A 17,233-nucleotide genomic window follows, 5' to 3' on the forward strand; every position below is an offset into this window, starting at 1 on the left:
AAGAGAGAGTGTGAGAGTGCTCGTACTCGTCGCTCCCGGCCAGGGCGCCCAGACGCCCGGCTTCCTGACCCCCTGGCTCGACCTCCCCGGTGTCGAGGACCGTCTGCGTGCCCTCTCGGCCGCCGCCGACCTCGACCTGGTGCACTACGGCACGGCCGCCGACGCGGACGAGATCCGTGACACCGCCGTCGCCCAGCCGCTGCTCGTCGCCGCCGGACTGGTCTCCGCGGCCGCCCTCGGTGACGTGACACCGGGTGCCGTCGCCGGTCACAGCGTCGGCGAGATCACCGCCGCCGTCCTCGCGGGTGTCCTGGACGACACGGCCGCCCTGACCCTCGTACGCAAGCGTGGTCTGGCGATGGCCGAGGCCGCCGCGATCACCGCGACCGGGATGTCCGCGCTGCTCGGCGGCGACCCGGACACCACGGTCGCGCACCTGGAGAAGCTGGGCCTGACCCCGGCGAACGTGAACGGCGCGGGCCAGATCGTGGCCGCCGGCACGCTGGAGCAGCTCGCCGCCCTGGAGGCCGACAAGCCCGAGGGCGTGCGGCGGGTCGTGGCGCTGAAGGTGGCCGGCGCGTTCCACACGCTGCACATGGCCCCGGCGGTCGACACGCTCGCCAAGGCCGCGCAGGAACTGACGCCCGGCGACCCGACGATCACGTACGTCTCGAACAAGGACGGCAAGGCCGTCGCCACCGGTGCCGAGGTGCTGGAGCGGCTGGTCGGCCAGATCGCCAACCCGGTCCGCTGGGACCTGTGCATGGAGACCTTCAAGGAGCTCGGCGTCACCGCGCTCCTGGAGCTGTCCCCCGGCGGCACCCTGACCGGCCTCGCCAAGCGCGCCCTGCCCGGCGTGAAGACGCTGGCCCTGAAGACCCCGGACGACCTCGACGCGGCCCGCGAGCTCATCGCTGAGCACGCCAACGCCTGAAGAAGGAGCCGTACGAACATGTCGAAGATCAAGCCGAGCAAGGGCGCACCGTACGCGCGCATCCTCGGTGTGGGCGGTTACCGTCCGGTCCGTGTCGTCCCGAACGAGGTGATCCTGGAGACGATCGACTCGTCCGACGAGTGGATCCGCTCCCGTTCGGGCATCGAGACCCGGCACTGGGCGAACGACGAGGAGACCGTCGCCGCGATGTCCATCGAGGCGTCCGGCAAGGCGATCGCGGACGCGGGGATCACCGCCGAGCAGATCGGCGGCGTGATCGTGTCCACGGTCTCGCACTTCAAGCAGACCCCGGCCGTGGCGACGGAGATCGCCGACAAGCTGGGCACGAACAAGGCCGCCGCGTTCGACATCTCGGCGGGCTGCGCGGGCTTCGGCTACGGCCTGACCCTCGCCAAGGGCATGATCGTCGAGGGCAGCGCCGAGTACGTGCTCGTCATCGGCGTGGAGCGGCTGTCCGACCTGACCGACCTGGAGGACCGCGCGACGGCCTTCCTGTTCGGTGACGGCGCGGGCGCGGTCGTGGTCGGCCCCGCCAAGGAGCCGATGATCGGTCCGACCGTGTGGGGCTCGGAGGGCGACAAGTCCGACACCATCAAGCAGACCGTGCCGTGGACCGAGTACGACAGCACGGGCAAGTTCCCTGCGATCACGCAGGAGGGCCAGGCGGTGTTCCGCTGGGCCGTGTTCGAGATGGCGAAGGTCGCCCAGCAGGCGCTGGACGCGGCCGGGATCACCCCGGACGAGCTGGATGTCTTCATTCCCCACCAGGCCAACGAGCGGATCATCGACTCGATGGTGAAGACGCTGAAACTGCCGGAGCACGTCACGGTCGCGCGTGACGTACGCACCACCGGCAACACCTCGGCCGCCTCGATTCCGCTCGCTATGGAGCGGCTTCTGGCGACCGGCGAGGCCAAGAGCGGCGACACCGCGCTCGTCATCGGCTTCGGGGCGGGTCTCGTGTACGCCGCGACGGTCGTTACCCTCCCCTAGGCACTCCGTGCCGGATCATCATCGGATCCGGTACGGCTGTACTCACCTGCCGCTGCCGCGGCGGGCACCGCCACACCCTCTGGATCACAAAGAAGGAGCGCCTGACATGGCCGCCACTCAGGAAGAGATCGTCGCCGGTCTCGCCGACATCGTGAACGAGATCGCCGGCATCCCGGTTGAGGACGTCCAGCTGGACAAGTCCTTCACCGACGACCTGGACGTCGACTCGCTGTCCATGGTCGAGGTCGTCGTCGCCGCCGAAGAGCGCTTCGACGTCAAGATCCCCGACGAGGACGTCAAGAACCTCAAGACGGTCGGCGACGCGACCGCCTACATCCTCAAGAACCAGGCCTGAGCCACCACTTAGGCCCGGACCACCAGGACCGAGCCGCCCCATAGGCCCGGCTGCATGGCCCCGCCACCCGGCGGTGGCGCCGCTTAATCCTCGTACCGTTGGAGAAAGAATTCCCGTGAGCCCGACCAATCGCACCGTGGTCGTCACCGGTATCGGCGCAACCACACCGCTGGGTGGCGACGCAGCCTCGACCTGGGAAGGCATGATCGCCGGCAAGTCCGGCGTGAAGCCCCTGGAGCAGGAGTGGGCCGCCGAGCAGGCCGTCCGTATCGCCGCGCCGGCCGCCGTGGACCCCTCCGAGGTCATCCCGCGTCCGCAGGCCCGCCGACTGGACCGCTCGGCGCAGTTCGCGCTGATCGCGGCCAAGGAGGCCTGGGCGGACGCCGGTTTCACCGACAGGGCCGGCGAGGACCCGGCGGTCGACCCCGACCGTCTGGGCACCGTCATCGCCTCCGGCATCGGCGGTGTGACGACCCTGCTCGACCAGTACGACGTGCTGAAGGAGAAGGGCGTCCGCCGCGTCTCCCCGCACACCGTCCCCATGCTGATGCCGAACGGCCCGTCCGCCAACGTGGGTCTGCTCGTGGGCGCCCGCGCGGGCGTGCACACGCCGGTCTCCGCGTGCGCCTCCGGCGCCGAGGCCATCGGCTACGCCATCGAGATGATCCGCACCGGCCGCGCCGACGTCGTCGTCGCGGGTGGCACGGAGGCGGCCATCCACCCCCTCCCCATCGCCGCGTTCGGCAACATGATGGCGATGTCCAAGAACAACGACGACCCGCAGGGCGCCTCGCGTCCCTACGACACCGGCCGCGACGGCTTCGTCCTCGGCGAGGGCGCGGGCGTCCTCGTCCTGGAGTCCGCCGAGCACGCCGCGAAGCGCGGTGCCCGGGTGTACGCCGAGGCGGTCGGGCAGGGTATCTCCGCCGACGGCCACGACATCGTGCAGCCGGAGCCGGAGGGGCGTGGCATCTCGCAGGCCCTGCGGAACCTGATGGACAACACCGATCTCGACGCGGCGGAGATCGTGCACGTGAACGCGCACGCGACGTCCACGCCGGCGGGTGACGTGGCCGAACTCAAGGCGTTGCGCAAGGTGTTCGGTGACGACGCCGACCACATGGCGGTCTCGGCTACGAAGTCCATGACCGGGCATCTGCTGGGTGGTGCGGGGGGCGTTGAGTCGGTCGCGACCGTGCTCGCGCTGTACAACCGGATCGCGCCGCCGACCATCAATGTCGAGAACCTCGACCCTGAGGCCGAGGCCAACGCGGATGTTGTTCGCGGGGAGGCTCGGAAGCTGCCTGTTGAGGGACGGATTGCCGCTCTGAACGACTCGTTCGGGTTTGGTGGGCACAACGTGGTGTTGGCGTTCCGGACGGTCTGAGATCTTTGCTGAACGGTGTGTGGCCCGTCCCCTGGGTTTTTGGGGGCGGGCCACACGTTGTTTTTCGTCTACCGGTCGGTGGGGGCTGGGCGCGCAGTTCCCCGCGCCCCTAAAAGCCTCACACCACCTGGTGGAGCCAGCGGACCGGGGCGCCTTCGCCCGCATACCTGAAAGGCTCCAGCTCGTCGTCCCAGGGCTTGCCGAGGAGCTTGGCGATCTCCGCTTCCAAGTCGGTCTCGCCCTGTTGAGACCTCGTCAGCGCCGCGCGTAGACGGTCCTCCGGGATGAGGATGTCGCCGTGGATGCCGGTTACCGCGTGGAAGATGCCCAGGTCGGGGGTGCAGCTGTAGCGCTCGCCCTCGGCGGTGGAGTTGGGCTCGGCGGTTACCTCGAAGCGGAGGAGGTGCCAGCCGCGCAGGGCGGAGGCGAGCTTGGAGGCCGTGCCCGCCTCGGCCTTCCAGGAGAACTCGGAGCGCCAGGTTCCGGGGGCGGCGGGCTGCCGGATCCAGTCGAGGCTGACGCGTGTGCCGAGCACCCCGGCGACGGCCCACTCGACGTGCGGGCACAGCGCGCGCGGCGCGGAGTGCACGTACAGAACTCCACGTGTCGTCACCGGGACCTCCGGACAGAGCGGGGCATCTTGCAGACTGGCGAACGGCGGCGGCAGGGCAGCCACGTTGAGGGCGAGGCTACCGTGCGGCGGCACGCGGAGTGTGACGTACCGTCCCTCCCGGTGCCAGGAAACGCCGCCATTCACCCATGGGGACGCTTGTACGGGGGTGAGCCGTTGCATCGCACACGTTCGGGAACCCTCGCGCGTTGTTATGGGTTGAGATGTGACACGACACCAAGGGGCTGGGCCAGGGCATGCGAATCCGACGTCACCGTTCACGGGCCGCGCTCGCCGTCGTGGCGGCGGCCGTCCTGGGAGCCGCCGGCTGCGACTCCGGCGGAGGCGGCTCGGCCGGCGCGCACAGCAAGAGCGGTACGGCGGCCAAGGCGAAGCCCTCCCCCGCCCCGGTGTGGGACAGCAGCCCGTCCTCGGTCGCGGCGGTCGGTGACTCCATCACCCGTGGTTTCGACGCCTGTTCGGTCCTGTCGGACTGCCCGGAGGTGTCCTGGGCGACGGGCAGCTCGGCCGCGGTCGACAGTCTCGCCGTACGGCTGCTGGGGAAGACGGGCGCGGCGGAGCGCAGTTGGAACTACGCGGAGACCGGGGCGCGGATGGCCGACCTGCCCGCGCAGATCGCTCAGGCGGTCGCGCGCAAGCCGCAGTTGGTCACCGTGATGGCGGGGGCCAATGACGCCTGCCGGGCCTCGACCTCGGCGATGACCTCCGTCGCGGACTTCCGCGCCGAGTTCGAGACCTCGCTGAAGACGTTGCGCCGGGCACTGCCGAAGACGCAGGTCTACGTCGCGAGCGTGCCGAATCTCAAGCGGCTCTGGTCGCAGGGGCGGACGAACCCGCTGGGCAAGGAGATCTGGAAGCTGGGCATCTGCCCCTCGATGCTGGCCGACGCGGATGCCCTGGACTCGGCGGCGACGGAGCGGCGCGACACCGTGCTGGACCGGGTGGAGGCGTACAACAAGGTGCTTGAGCAGGTGTGCGCGACGGACGAGCGGTGCCGGTTCGACGGGGGCGCGGTCTACGACTTCCGGTTCGGCACGGACCAGTTGAGCCACTGGGACTGGTTCCACCCCAGTACGGACGGTCAGGCGCGGCTCGCCGAGATCGCCTACCGTCGCGTCACCGCGCGCACACCCGTGACCTAGGGTTTCCCTCATGAGCGAACTTTTCGGCACCCTGCCCGACGGCACGCCGGTCCACCGCTGGACGTTGGAGCGGGCGGGCGTGCGGGTGCGGGTGCTGTCGTACGGCGGGATCGTGCAGTCGGTCGAGGTGCCGGACCGGGACGGGCACGCGGCGGACGTGGTGCTCGGGTTCGCTGATCTGGACGGCTATCTCGCCCATCCCGAGCCGTATCTCGGGGCGTTGGTCGGGCGGTACGCGAACCGGATCGCGGGCGGCCGTTTCCCGCTGGAGGGCGTCACGTACTCGCTGGCGCAGAACAACGCGCCCAACTCCCTGCACGGCGGGGAGCGCGGCTTCGACAAGCGCGTGTGGGACGTCGAGCCGGTCGAGCACGGGCTGCGGCTCAGCCGGGTCAGCGCGCACGGCGAGGAGGGCTTCCCGGGGCGGCTGGTCGTCACCGCGACGTACACGCTGGACGAGTCGGGCGCGCTGCGCTTCGGCTACGAGGCGACGACGGACGCGCCGACCGTCGTGAACCTCACGAACCACAGCTACTTCGACCTGAGCGGCGCGGGCAGCACGGGCGGCGCGGGTGGTCATGAACTCCGGCTCGCCGCTTCCCGGTTCACGCCGGTCGACGGCGACCTGATCCCGACCGGCGCGCTCGACGAGGTGGCGGGCACGCGCTTCGACTTCCGGGAGGCGCGGAAGGTGGGCTCCGGCTACGACCACAACTTCGTGCTGGACAAGGGTGTGACCCCGGCCGCCGTGGAGATCGCCGAGCTGTACGACCCGGCGTCGGGGCGGGTGCTGACGGTGGCGACCACCGAGCCCGGCATCCAGCTCTACACCGGTGAGCACCTGGCCGACCCGTTCGCCCCGGGTGCCGGGATCGCCCTGGAGACCCAGCACTTCCCGGACTCCCCGAACCGTCCGGAGTTCCCGAGCACGGAGCTGCGGCCTGGCCGGACCTACCGCTCGGAGACGGTGTACGGCTTCTCGGCCCGCTGACCGGACCGGCCGGGATGCGATGAGCCCCGGCCCAGGGGTCAGGTCCCGGGCCGGGGCTGTCTGTGGGGAGCTTGTCCCGGCTCAGACGTTAATCGTCGTGACGACCCCGCGGTCCGCGATCGAGCGCCCCGCGTGGATCTCGTACGAACCCTTTACAACTGCCCACGAGTTCGCCGTCTCATCCCAGATCTCGAAAGCCCGTCGCGGAAGTTCGACGATCACCTCGGCGCTCTCGCCCGGGCCCGCCTCGACCCCCGCGAAACCGGCCAGCCAGCGGGCGGGACGCTCCGGAGCGGTGACAGTGTCGGTGTCGGTGTCGGTGTCGGTGGGGGCCAGATAGACCTGGACGACCTCACGGCCATGCCGGGCACCGGAGTTGGTGACGCGGACGGTGACGGACGTACCGCCGCCCTCGATCTCCGCCTCGGTCTCCCCCTCGATCTCCGCCTCGATCGATTCATAGCTCCAGTCGGTGTAACCGAGGCCGTGCCCGAAGGGGTACGACGGGCTGCGGCCCTCCTTCTCCCAGGCGCGGTAGCCGATGAAGACGCCCTCGGTGTAGGCGAGTTGGCCGTCATCCGGGACGACCCGGGTGACCGGGGCGTCGGCGAGGGAGCCCCAGGTGGTGGGGAGCCGGCCGCCGGGTTCGTGGGCGCCGGTGAGGACGTCGGCGAGGGCCGCGCCGCCCTCCTGGCCGGGGAACCAGCCGAGCAGCACGGCGGCGACCTCGTCGCGCCAGGGCAGCTCGACCGGGGAACCGGAGTTGACGATCACGACGGTGTTCGGGTTGGCGGCGGCGACGGCGTGCACCAAGTCGTCCTGACGGCCGGGGAGTCGGAGGTCCGTCCGGTCGTAGCCCTCGGACTCGACGCGTTCGGTGGTGGCGACCACGACGACGGCGGTTTCGGCGGTGCGCGCCGACTCGACTGCCTCGGCGATGAGTTCGTCGGGGTCGCGCTGCGGTTCCTGGTGGACGAGGGTGAAGCCGATGACCTTGAGGTCGCGGTTCTCGGAGAAGCTCACGACGTAGGTCAGGGACACCTCGACCGGGGTGCCGGCGGTGAGGTCGACGCGGGCGCGGGGTTCGGGGGCGCCGAAGAAGGAGCTGAACGGGTCGTCCTTGAGCGGGCGTTGGACGTCGTCGTAGTACGTCGTGCCGTCGACGGTGAGGGTGAAGGCGCCGAGTCCCTTGATGCCGAAGGTGTGTTGACCGGTGTCGCGCGGGGTGAAGGTGCCGGCGAGTTCGACGGCGTGGAGGGTGTCGTGGGTGACGCCCTCGGGGAGGTCGGCGCCCATCCACCGGAGCTGTCCGCTGGGCGCGGAGGCGGTGCCGATGACCCGGCCCGCCGCGTCCCGGCAGATCGCGCGCAGCTCGAACCCCTTGTCGGCGTCGGCGAGTTCGGTGTTCGGGTCGGCGCCGACGGCGTAGCTGAGGGTGCCTTCGGGGAGGGCGGCGGTGAGGCCGTCGAGCGGGGAGACGACGTGGGGCGGGAAGACGATGGCGGAGCCGCCGCCGAGGACACGGGCGTCGCGGGCGGCGGCGCCGAGGAGCGCGACGGTGCCGTTCGGCTTCAGCGGGAGGGCGTCGTTCTCGTTCCGGACGAGGACGAAGGAGCGGCGGGCGATCTCGCGGGCGAGGGCCTCGCCGTCGACAGGGGACGGGAGTTGGGCCTCCGCCACGATGGGCTCGGCGCCGTCCAGGATGCCGACGCGGGCGGCGAGCCGCAGCACGTTCCGTACGGCGGTGTCGACGGTGGCCTCCTCGACCTCGCCGTCGCGCACGGCCCGGGCGAGGGCCTCGCCGTAGACGGTCTTCGGGCCGGGCATGGCGACGTCGAGGCCGCCCTCGATGGCGCCGGCGGTGGAACGGGCGGCGGTCCAGTCGGAGACGTTGAAGCCGTCGAAGCCCCATTCGCCGCGCAGGATCTCGTTCACGAGGTACCGGTGCTCGGTCATCGTCGTGCCGTTGACCGTGTTGTAGGCGGTCATGATGCCCCAGGGGTGGGCGTTCTCGACGATGAGCTCGAAGGGGGCCAAGTACAGCTCGCGCAGGGCGCGTTGGGAGATCAGGTTGTCGACGGTGAAGCGGTCGGTCTCGGCGTCGTTGGCGACGAAGTGCTTGACGGTGGTGCCGACGCCGCCGGACTGGACGCCCTCGACGTACCCGACGCCGATCCGTCCGGTGAGGTACGGGTCCTCGCTGTACGCCTCGAAGTGCCGTCCGCCGAGCGGGGAGCGATGGAGGTTGACGGTCGGGGCGAGGAGGACATGGACCCCCTTGCGCCGGGCCTCCTGGGCGAGCAACACGCCCGCCCGGTGCGCGAGTTCAGGGTCCCAGGTGGCGGCGAGGGCGGTGGGGGACGGCAGCGCGACGGAGGGATCGTCGGCGGTCCAGCGCACGCCCCGGACGCCGATCGGGCCGTCGGACATGACGAGCGACTTGAGGCCGATCTCCGGGAGCGCGGGCAGCGACCACATGTCCTGCCCGGCGAGCAGCCGGGCCTTGGCATCCAGGTCGAGCTTGCCGAGCGCCGCCTCGACGACCGCGTCGACTGCTCCGCCCGCTTCGACCGCTTTACGGGGTCCCGCCATCCCGGTGCCTCCTCGCTGAATCCGTGTGGTGCCGTGCCTCCATCGTGCATCGGCTACCTGTAGAGCGGTAGGTTTCGTAACCTTGCTGTTATATGAGCGGTCGCCGGGTGTCGTACGGTGACGCCATGAACGCCACGAACTCCAGGACCCGGCGCGAGGAACGACGCGCCGAGATCGTGCGGGCGGCCCTGGAGGTCATCGCCGAGCGCGGCTACCGGGGCGCGAGCCTGGCGGCGGTGGCGGAGCGGGTCGGCCTGACCCAGCAGGGCCTGCTGCACTACTTCCCCACGAAGGACGCGCTGCTCGTCGCCGTCCTGGAGGAACGGGACCAGTGGGACGCCGTACCCGACAGCCGCTGGCGCGTCGACCTGCTGGCATCCCTGGTCGAGTACAACGCGATGCGGCCCGGCATCATCCAGACCTTCTCGGCCCTGCTCGGCGAGAGCGTCACGGAGGGGCATCCGGCGCGGGACTACTTCACCGAGCGGTACGTCCGCGTCCGGGCGAACATGGCGGGGGTCCTGCGTGCCGAGTACGGCGACCGCCTGCCGAACGGCCTGACGCCCGAGCGGGCGGCTCCGCTGCTGGTCGCGGTGATGGACGGGCTGCAGTACCAGTGGCTGCTGGACCCGGAGTCGGTGGACATGCCGGGGGCGTTCCGGGACTTCCTGGCGTTGCTGGGCGAGGGGTGAGTCGAGGGCCGGGTCGTGAACTCGCCCGCTACTGACGCCAGATGACGGCCAGCGTCTTGCTCACCACACACACGAGGGCGAGGACGAGGGCCCAGTCGTAGACCCCGGCGAGGACCAGCGCGGCAACCCCGGCCCCGAACCACACCACCTCGAACCCGACCCGGCCGGCGCCCCGCACCTTGTACTTGGCCTTCGGCGAGCCGCACAACCCCCACACCACGGCAAGCACCACAGGCCCACCGATCCCGAGCAGCCAGGTCAGCGGTGTGGCGAGGTCCCGCGTGAACCCCCAGTAGCCGACGGCCACGAGGGCGCCGATCTCGATGGCGAAGAGGACTCCGAGGTTCGCTGCCTTGGCCGTGTCCACTGGCTTCACTGCCTTCGCTGCCGTCATGGGCGGCAGTATCGCCCGGCGGGGATCAGGCTGTCGCGGGTGCGGCGGCCACGACTTCGGATCATCCCTCGCACCCGTGGCGCAGCCCCCTCCCGTCACGCGATACTGCGGCCGTCCGGCACCGCACCGCACCCCACTGCGAACGGAAGGCCTCAACCACCTTGAACGTCATACGAGTTCGGACCGGCATCCTCGGACTGGCCCTGCTGGCCGGTTTCTCCGCTCCCGGTACCGGGGCGGCGGCCGACACCACCCTGACCCCGACCGTCGAGGAGCAGCGGCTCGACAGGGCGGTCCCCCAGGAGATCCTCGAACACTCCGGATTCGACACCGTGGCACCAGAGTTCGCCCACGCGCTCGAAGGGGCGCGCAGTTACGCGCAGGCGCGGCGCGTTGTCGTGGACAAGGGGACCGCGTTGTGGCGGCGGGCCGTGGCGCGGGCCCAGGGGCGGGGGGAGGCCTGCGGGGATCTGAGCCGGGATGATGACCGGCCGTTGTACTGGGCCCGGTTGGGGATGACTCGGGAAGTCCGGGAGTGGGAGCCCGGGTTCGGAATCACGGACGGGCAACGGGCCGCTCTGCTGGGGCAGTTGGAAGTGACCTCGCGCGGGCAGAGCAGTATTCGGTATCCGCACGAGAAGGGGGTCAAGCGGATTCTCGTGACCGGGTTCGACCCGTTCACGCTCGACGCGGACATCCGGATCTCCAATCCTTCCGGGGCCACCGCGCTCGCGCTCGACGGCACGGTGATCCGGACCGCGGACGGGCCGGCGCGGATCGAGACGGCCATGTTCCCCGTGCGGTGGGCGGACTTCGCGGAGGGGAGCGTGGAGCGGGCCTTGCGGCCGTATCTGCCGAAAGTGGATCTGTTCACGACCGTGAGCCAGGGGCGGGTGGGCCGGTTCGACGTCGAGCGGACCAACGGGGCCTGGCGGGGCGGGTATCCGGACAACGACAACGTGTCGAAGACCGAGACCGTGCCCGTCGCCGATCCGGCCTCGCAGCCCCAGTGGACGTCAACGACCCTGCCGTACAAGGCGATGGTGGCCGCCGACACCGGACGGTTCCCCGTCTACGACCACACCGAGGTGACGGAGATCCCCGCCGGCGCGACCGCTCCTGTCGTACGGCCGGACGGGCCGACCGCGGGGTCCACGGCCCGTGCCGGGGGCGGCGGCAACTATCTCTCCAACGAGATCGCCTACCGCGCCACGCTGCTACGGGACCGGCTCGGGCTGCACGATGCGCTGCCGGGCGGGCATATCCACACGCCGGTACTGCAGTTCGGGGCGGGGAACACGGACCCGGCGACCGGGGCGATCACCGATCCGGAGTTCGTGCGGAACCGGGTGGACATCATCGCGCAGGTGAGGGCGATGGTGACGGTGGCGATGGACGCGGCAGCCGGTTCATAGCGTCGTAGAAGACGATTCACCCTCGTCCTCCGCGCCCTCCCCCTCGGTCTCCTCCCCCAACAGCTCCCGCGCCATCATCGTCGCCCCCGCCACCGCCCCCGGCATCAGGAACACCGCGACGAACGGGATCAGGAAGGAGAGGCCGAGGGGGGTGCCGAAGCCCCAGATCAGGGTCTTGCGGGAGCGGAGGAGGGTGAGGCGGGCGCGGAGGTCGATGCCTCGGCGTTGGAGGGCGACCGCCGTCAGCTCCTCCGTGAGGAAGAAGCCGGTGACGAAGAAGCCGATCACCGGGACGACCGTCTGGCCGATGAACGGGACGAAGCCCAGGGCGAAGAGGAGGACGCCCCACAGCACCGCGCGGACCAGGATGCGGAGGCTGTCGCGGGCCGAGATCCACAGGTCGCGCCAGAGCGGGAGGCCCGATTCGGGGGCCGTGCCGTCCGGGGAGACGTCCCGGTCGACCTTCTCGGAGAGGGTCTCGTAGAAGGGCTGGCCTATGAGGAGCGTGACGGCCGTGAACGTCAACACCGAGAGCAGCAGGGCCAGTACGAACAGCACCGCCGTGAGGAAGCCGCGGAACAGGCCCTGCCACGGGCTCGACCAGTCGTCCGCGAAGGGCGTCGTCCAGGTGACGAAGTCCTGGCCCCAGAGCGCCAGCGCGACCAGCGCCGCCACGTACAGGACCAGCGTGATCAGGCCGGGGATCAGCCCGAAACCGTAGTGCCTCCCGTGCCGCGCCATCCAGCGCTGGCCCTTCAGGAGATAGCCGAACCCCGCGCCAAGATCATGCATGGGGCGAACTCTACGGTTCGCCTCACTCCCGGTCGACACCGCTACGCACCCGCGTTCGACACCGCCACCACAACCCCCCGGTCCGCCGCCGGCGACACCGCCGCCGTCACCCGTACCGCCGTCGCCCGGGCCACCCGGCCCGCGCGGGAGGTCGCCGCGAGGAGGGCCGGCTGGACGCGTTCCAGGGCGGAGACCAGGAGTTCCTCGCCGGCGACCAGGACCGGGCCGGCCACCTTCGTGGTCGCCGCCGCGGCCTCCGTGAGGTCGGCGAGTGGGGGCAGGGCGGCCCGGATCACGTTCGCGCCCGCGGTCGCCGCCCGTTGCGCGAGGGCGACCTGGAACGGGAGCAGCGGAGCCAGCGCCGCCGTCAACGCCTCGGCCACGCGCCGGAGTTCGGGGGACGCGTCGGCCAGGGTGTCGGCCAGCGCGCGGATCGGCGGGGTGAGGGCCAGCAGGACGCCCGCGGCCACGCCCGCCGCCGCGGGCAGCAGCGGGGACGCCGCCTCGACCAGGTCGCCGAGTGCCGTGGCGAACTCCTCGACCGCCGGTTCCACCGCGTCCAGGACGGGCAGCAGGCTGTCGCCGAGCACGGTCAGCAGCGCCTGCGCCGGTGCGCTCACCGGGTGCACGGCCAGCGGGGCGCCGGTCGTGCCGAGCCGGGTCAGGGTGTCGACGATGCGGTAGAACGCCTCCTGGGCCTGCGGCGACGCGCTCGCCTCGGCCAGTTCGGCGGTGGTCTCGCGCAGGACCCGTAGCGCCTCCGCGCCCGAACCGTCGCGTGGATCAAGGGTGTTGATCGCGATCCTGGTGATGTTCCCGGCCGTGTCCAGGAGTTGGCCGGTGATGTCGGTGGTGCTGCGTGCCATCCGCAGCACCTCGTCCCTGCTGGGGATCGAAGGAATCGTTGCCATGGGACCTCCTCGCCGTACACGCTCGCCGCCCGGTACCGGTGACCTGTGCTCAGCATGCCCCCTCCCCGGCCCGGTGAATGCGCCATACGGGGCATCGACGACACCGACAACTTCCTGTTCACCGTTGAGTCGAACAGGTGCGGCTCGCCGTACCGATCTCTGGAACCAAAGAGGAGGTACGCGTGCGCACCATTGCCAGAGCCGTCCCCCCGAGACCTGTTCTGATCACCGCCGTCGCCCTGACCACCGCCGCCGGTTCGCTCCTGCTCCAGCCCCGCACGGCGGACGCCACTCCCCGGCCCGTCCCCCGCCGGGGTTCCGCGCCCGACCCGACCATCCGTGAGGGCTCCGGCCCCGACCGCTACGCCGGCCGCGCGCCCGCCACCGCCGCCCGCCGCGCTCTCACCGCCACCGTCCCGCGCACCGACCCCCGCCTCGGCTACCCGCGCCGCCAGGTCCTCTCCCCCGACCCGGCGAACCCCGCCGACACGTCCCTCAAGCTCGGCCTGATCCCGTACGACGCCCTCGCTCCGCGCCTGAACTCCCTCCAACAGCTGGGCGACCGGGTGAGTGTCGAGGTCGCGGGCGTCTCGGCCGGCGGGCACCGGCTCTACCTCGTCACGGTCACCGCCCCGGAGACCCCCGACCAGGCCACCGCCCAGGAACGGATGCGCGAGCTCATCGAGAACGCGCCCGCCTCCGCCGCCAAGTCCCCGGAGATCAAGGCCGGTTACAAGACCCCGGTGCTCTTCGACAACAACATCCACGGCGACGAACGCGAGGGCACCGACGCCTCCCTCGACCTCATCCAGCGGCTCGCCACCGCCAACGACACCAAGACGAAAGACCTGTTGGCGCACAGCCGCCTCTACTTCAACATCACCGCGAACCCGGACGGCCGTATCGCGGGCACCCGCGCGAACGCCAACGGCTTCGACCTGAACCGGGACTTGATCACCGCGTCCCAGCCCGAGACCCGCGCGATCCGCGCGCTCACGATCGACAAACAGCCCGCCGTCCTGCTCGACCTGCACGGTTACGTCAACGGCACGCTCATCGAGCCGACCACTCCCCCGCACGGCGAGAACTACGAGTACGACCTCTTCCTCAAGAACACCTACGCCAACGCCCTGGGCATGGAGACCGCCGTCAACGGCCTCGGCTACACACCGGCCAAGGACGGCGTCGAGCCCGTCCAGATCCCCTTCCGGGACCAGGCGGAGGGCTGGGACGACTGGCCCCCGGTCTTCACCCCGCAGTACGCGGCCTTCCAGGGCGCGGTGGCCGCCCACACGGTCGAGATCCCGCTCCAGGTCGACAACGCGGCCTACGACACCCTCCCCGCCGCCGAGCTGCACCGCCGCGCCGCGATCGACGTGGCCGTCGCGGGCGCCGCCATGCGCGCCACCCTCGACTTCGCCCGGTCCCACCGGACTTCCCTCATCGCCGACCAGATCGAGATGTTCCGGCGGGGCGCGGCGGGCGCCGAGCAAGTACCGGTGTCGGCGCGGACCGTCCCGGGGGTGCCGGGCATCGGCCCCGAGGACGTCTACACGACCGAATTCCCCCGCGCCTACACCATTGCGGCCGACACCGCGGGCGCCCGTCTCGTCGCGCACCTCGTCGCCAACGACGTCCGCGTGCTACGCGCGGCGACCGGCCCGTACGTCGTCGACATGCACCAGCCCAAACGCGGCCTGGCGAACGCCCTGTTGGCCGACGGCCGTGACATCAGCGGCAAGGTGACGGCGATGTACGACATCTCGGCCTGGAGCCTGGGCCGACTGTGGGGCGCCAAGGTCGAGCCCCTGCCCAGCCTCCCCACCTCACCCCTCACCACCGTCTCCGTCCCCTCCCCCGTCGCCCATGTCGCCCCGCACGGCGCCCTCCGCCTGCGCCTCACCGACCCGGCCGAGTTCGCGGCCCTCAACTCCCTTCTGCGGCAAGGGGTTCCGGTACGGCGGGCGGCGGACGGCAGCGCGATCGTGCCGGACACGCCCTCGGCGCGGGCGGGAGCGACCACGGCGGCCCAGGCGTACGACGTGGCGTTCGAGGCCACAACCCTCCCCGGCATCAAGGCACTTCACCCCGTCCGCGTCGCCGCCGCCGTCACGCCAGGTGAGTTGTTCGCGCTGCGGGAGATGGACTTCGACGTCACGCCCGTGTCGACGGACGTCCTGAACGCCGGTTTCGACTGGTCGAAGGCGGATGTGCTGTTCGTGTCCGCGGAGTTGGAGTACGGCGACCTGACCCCGACCGCCCGCACCGCCCTGGGCACCTTCCTCTCCGCCGGGCACGGACTCGTCGGCCGGGGCGTCACCGGCGCCGCGTTCGCCTCCGCGACCGGACAGCTGACGGCCACGCCCGTCGAGGGCACCGAGGAGGCCAACGGCGTTGTACGGGTGGTGAATTCGGGCCAGGTCACAGCGGGTGCCCCGCCCTACGGCTTCGTCTACGCGCCGGTGTGGTTCACCGGACTCGGCTCCGGAGTGCGCGTCGAGCAGTCGTACGCGACCGGGACTCCGCTCCTCGCCGGGCACTGGCGGACGCGGGCCGACGGGTCCGGCGGTCCCGCGGACGCGGCGGGGCGGCCCTCGGTCGTCAGTGGCCGACACGCCGTCCTGTTCGGCACGGAGCCCCTCTTCCGGGATCATCCCAAGGGGGAACTCCCGCAGGTCGGACGGGCGTTGTTCACCATGGCACACACGAACGACGGCACACGCGCAGGGGCACACGCGAGCAGCGGATCAGTCGAGGAGAGCAGATGACCCAGGAGATCCACGGCACCGTAGCCGACGGCTTCGAGACGGTGCGGGAGGAGTTCGCCGCGGTGGTGGCGGGCGAACGTGCCGATTATGAGGGCCAGTTGTGTGCATACCTACATGGTCGGCGGGTCGTCGACCTGTGGGCGGGGCCACCTGGTACCGACGGCGACTCGCTCTATGGCGTGTTCTCGTCCACGAAGGGCGCCGCGCATCTCGTGGTGGCGCTGCTCGTGCAGGACGGCACGCTGGAGCTGGACCGCAAAGTGACGTACTACTGGCCGGAGTTCGCGTCCGAGGGGAAAGGCGCGCTGACACTGCGCGAGCTGCTCGCGCACCGGGCGGGTCTGGTCGGCACGGACACCGGGTTCACGCTCGACGAGCTGGCCGACGACCGGGCGGTGGCCGAACGCCTCGCCGACCAGCGGCCGTTCTGGCGACCGGGCACGGTCTTCGGCTATCACGCCCTGGTGATCGGCGCGTTGACCGGCGAGATCGTCCGGCGGGCCACGGGCCGGTCGCTCCGGGACGTGCACGAGGAGAGAGTGCGCGCGCCGTACGGGCTGGACTTCTTCCTCGGGCTGCCGGCGGTGCACGAACCCCGATTCCGCACCGTCCAAACCCAGTTGTTGACCCCGGAGCAGGAGGCCGCGCGTGCGGCGGAGCCGTCCGGGCCGCACAGTCTCGCCGCGATCGCGTTCAACGAGCACGCGGCGCAGCCGACCGTCCTGGAGTCGCTGCCGAACGAACGGGTGATCCGGGCGAAGGGTCCCGCGTCGGTCGGCGGGGTGGCGTCGGCGCGCGGTCTCGCCGGGCTGTACGCGGCGGCGATCAGCGAGGTCGACGACAGGGCCGCGCTGTTGAAGCCGGACACGGCGGCGGAGTTCGGGCAGCTGCACTCCGTCGGGTACGACGTGGTGACCGGCACGCACCGGGCGTACGGCCTGGGTTTCCAGGCGACCGCGGACGCCGTGTACCCGTTCCTGGGCGCCGGCACGATCGGCCACAGCGGCGCGGCCGGCTCGCAGGCCTTCGCCGACCCCCGCAGCGGCCTGGCCTACGGCTACACCAGGCGCCGCTTCGCCTTCCCGGGCGGGGCGGCGGCGGAGAACGTGGGGCTGGTGCGGGCCGTGCACGGCGCGGCGCTGGCTCAGTGACAACGGTCGAGGCCGCACCCCGTATCAAGGGGTGCGGCCTCGTCGTAGCAACTGCTGCTGTCGG

General features: G+C 71.2%; 15 protein-coding genes. 10 read left to right on the top strand and 5 right to left on the bottom strand.

Features of this window, described 5'->3' with window-relative positions:
* The first annotated feature begins 16 nt into the window (after positions 1-16).
* The 4 genes from OG407_RS17400 to OG407_RS17415 all read left to right on the top strand — a co-directional run bounded on the left by OG407_RS17400 (position 17) and on the right by OG407_RS17415 (position 3,690).
* Positions 17-934, top strand: coding sequence for an ACP S-malonyltransferase (locus tag OG407_RS17400; protein ID WP_405859060.1), 918 nt, complete (start codon positions 17-19; stop codon positions 932-934).
* 18 nt (positions 935-952) lie between these two features.
* Entirely contained in the window at positions 953-1,948 is a 996-nt protein-coding gene (locus OG407_RS17405) for a ketoacyl-ACP synthase III (protein WP_403601292.1), read from the top strand.
* 106 nt (positions 1,949-2,054) lie between these two features.
* A complete protein-coding gene (locus tag OG407_RS17410; protein WP_403601295.1) occupies positions 2,055-2,303 on the top strand; it encodes an acyl carrier protein in 249 nt (82 codons plus the stop codon).
* Positions 2,304-2,418: 115 nt separating this feature from the next.
* The gene (locus OG407_RS17415) at positions 2,419-3,690 is read left to right on the top strand and encodes a beta-ketoacyl-[acyl-carrier-protein] synthase family protein (RefSeq protein ID WP_405859063.1); all 1,272 of its coding nucleotides are present in this window, start codon (positions 2,419-2,421) and stop codon (positions 3,688-3,690) included.
* Between the two features lie 118 nt (positions 3,691-3,808).
* Here the strand turns inward: OG407_RS17415 and OG407_RS17420 are convergent, their stop codons facing one another.
* Positions 3,809-4,303, bottom strand: coding sequence for a DUF3145 domain-containing protein (locus OG407_RS17420; RefSeq protein ID WP_405859065.1), 495 nt, complete (start codon positions 4,301-4,303; stop codon positions 3,809-3,811).
* Positions 4,304-4,557: 254 nt separating this feature from the next.
* Between OG407_RS17420 and OG407_RS17425 the strand changes: the two genes are divergently transcribed.
* Together OG407_RS17425 and OG407_RS17430 are read left to right on the top strand one after the other, a co-directional pair.
* Positions 4,558-5,463 carry an SGNH/GDSL hydrolase family protein gene (locus OG407_RS17425; protein ID WP_405859067.1) on the top strand — a complete coding sequence of 302 codons (906 nt, stop codon included), beginning with the start codon at positions 4,558-4,560 and terminating at the stop codon, positions 5,461-5,463.
* 10 nt (positions 5,464-5,473) lie between these two features.
* Positions 5,474-6,454, top strand: a complete 981-nt coding sequence (locus OG407_RS17430; protein ID WP_405859069.1) for an aldose epimerase family protein — start codon at positions 5,474-5,476, stop codon at positions 6,452-6,454.
* A gap of 81 nt (positions 6,455-6,535) precedes the next feature.
* On the opposite strand, the gene OG407_RS17435 is transcribed toward OG407_RS17430, so the two are convergent.
* Positions 6,536-9,046, bottom strand: coding sequence for a beta-glucosidase (locus tag OG407_RS17435; RefSeq protein ID WP_405859071.1), 2,511 nt, complete (start codon positions 9,044-9,046; stop codon positions 6,536-6,538).
* Between the two features lie 107 nt (positions 9,047-9,153).
* Between OG407_RS17435 and OG407_RS17440 the strand changes: the two genes are divergently transcribed.
* Complete coding sequence (locus tag OG407_RS17440; protein WP_405868456.1) at positions 9,154-9,738, top strand: TetR/AcrR family transcriptional regulator; 585 nt, start codon at positions 9,154-9,156, stop codon at positions 9,736-9,738.
* 28 nt (positions 9,739-9,766) lie between these two features.
* Here the strand turns inward: OG407_RS17440 and OG407_RS17445 are convergent, their stop codons facing one another.
* Complete coding sequence (locus tag OG407_RS17445; protein WP_405859072.1) at positions 9,767-10,132, bottom strand: YrdB family protein; 366 nt, start codon at positions 10,130-10,132, stop codon at positions 9,767-9,769.
* 161 nt (positions 10,133-10,293) lie between these two features.
* Here OG407_RS17445 and OG407_RS17450 point away from each other — a divergent pair, with 161 nt between their 5' ends.
* A complete protein-coding gene (locus tag OG407_RS17450; protein WP_405859074.1) occupies positions 10,294-11,547 on the top strand; it encodes a pyroglutamyl peptidase in 1,254 nt (417 codons plus the stop codon).
* Here the strand turns inward: OG407_RS17450 and OG407_RS17455 are convergent.
* Together OG407_RS17455 and OG407_RS17460 are read right to left on the bottom strand one after the other, a co-directional pair.
* Positions 11,542-12,339 carry an EI24 domain-containing protein gene (locus OG407_RS17455; protein WP_405859076.1) on the bottom strand — a complete coding sequence of 266 codons (798 nt, stop codon included), beginning with the start codon at positions 12,337-12,339 and terminating at the stop codon, positions 11,542-11,544. The two genes, OG407_RS17450 and OG407_RS17455, sit on opposite strands and share 6 nt — an antisense overlap.
* Before the next feature lie 41 nt (positions 12,340-12,380).
* The gene (locus OG407_RS17460; protein ID WP_405859078.1) at positions 12,381-13,250 is read right to left on the bottom strand and encodes a hypothetical protein; all 870 of its coding nucleotides are present in this window, start codon (positions 13,248-13,250) and stop codon (positions 12,381-12,383) included.
* Positions 13,251-13,432: 182 nt separating this feature from the next.
* On the opposite strand from OG407_RS17460, the gene OG407_RS17465 reads away from it, so the two are divergent.
* Positions 13,433-16,018 carry a M14 family zinc carboxypeptidase gene (locus tag OG407_RS17465; protein ID WP_405859079.1) on the top strand — a complete coding sequence of 862 codons (2,586 nt, stop codon included), beginning with the start codon at positions 13,433-13,435 and terminating at the stop codon, positions 16,016-16,018.
* Positions 16,015-17,169 (top strand): serine hydrolase domain-containing protein, encoded by a 1,155-nt coding sequence (locus OG407_RS17470; RefSeq protein WP_405859081.1) that lies wholly within the window; start codon positions 16,015-16,017, stop codon positions 17,167-17,169. The genes OG407_RS17465 and OG407_RS17470 overlap by 4 nt, the downstream gene beginning before the upstream one ends.
* The last annotated feature ends 64 nt before the right edge of the window (positions 17,170-17,233 follow it).

It is taken from the genome of Streptomyces sp. NBC_01515 (assembly GCF_045040345.1).
Lineage (GTDB): Bacteria > Actinomycetota > Actinomycetes > Streptomycetales > Streptomycetaceae > Streptomyces.

Coding starts and splice junctions, on each gene's coding strand:
- OG407_RS17445 (WP_405859072.1), bottom strand. CDS start 10,132: ATGACGGCAGCGAAGGCAGTGAAGCCAGTGGACACGGCCAAGGCAGCG.
- OG407_RS17430 (WP_405859069.1), top strand. CDS start 5,474: ATGAGCGAACTTTTCGGCACCCTGCCCGACGGCACGCCGGTCCACCGC.
- OG407_RS17470 (WP_405859081.1), top strand. CDS start 16,015: ATGACCCAGGAGATCCACGGCACCGTAGCCGACGGCTTCGAGACGGTG.
- OG407_RS17460 (WP_405859078.1), bottom strand. CDS start 13,250: ATGGCAACGATTCCTTCGATCCCCAGCAGGGACGAGGTGCTGCGGATG.
- OG407_RS17405 (WP_403601292.1), top strand. CDS start 953: ATGTCGAAGATCAAGCCGAGCAAGGGCGCACCGTACGCGCGCATCCTC.
- OG407_RS17410 (WP_403601295.1), top strand. CDS start 2,055: ATGGCCGCCACTCAGGAAGAGATCGTCGCCGGTCTCGCCGACATCGTG.
- OG407_RS17425 (WP_405859067.1), top strand. CDS start 4,558: ATGCGAATCCGACGTCACCGTTCACGGGCCGCGCTCGCCGTCGTGGCG.
- OG407_RS17455 (WP_405859076.1), bottom strand. CDS start 12,339: ATGCATGATCTTGGCGCGGGGTTCGGCTATCTCCTGAAGGGCCAGCGC.
- OG407_RS17435 (WP_405859071.1), bottom strand. CDS start 9,046: ATGGCGGGACCCCGTAAAGCGGTCGAAGCGGGCGGAGCAGTCGACGCG.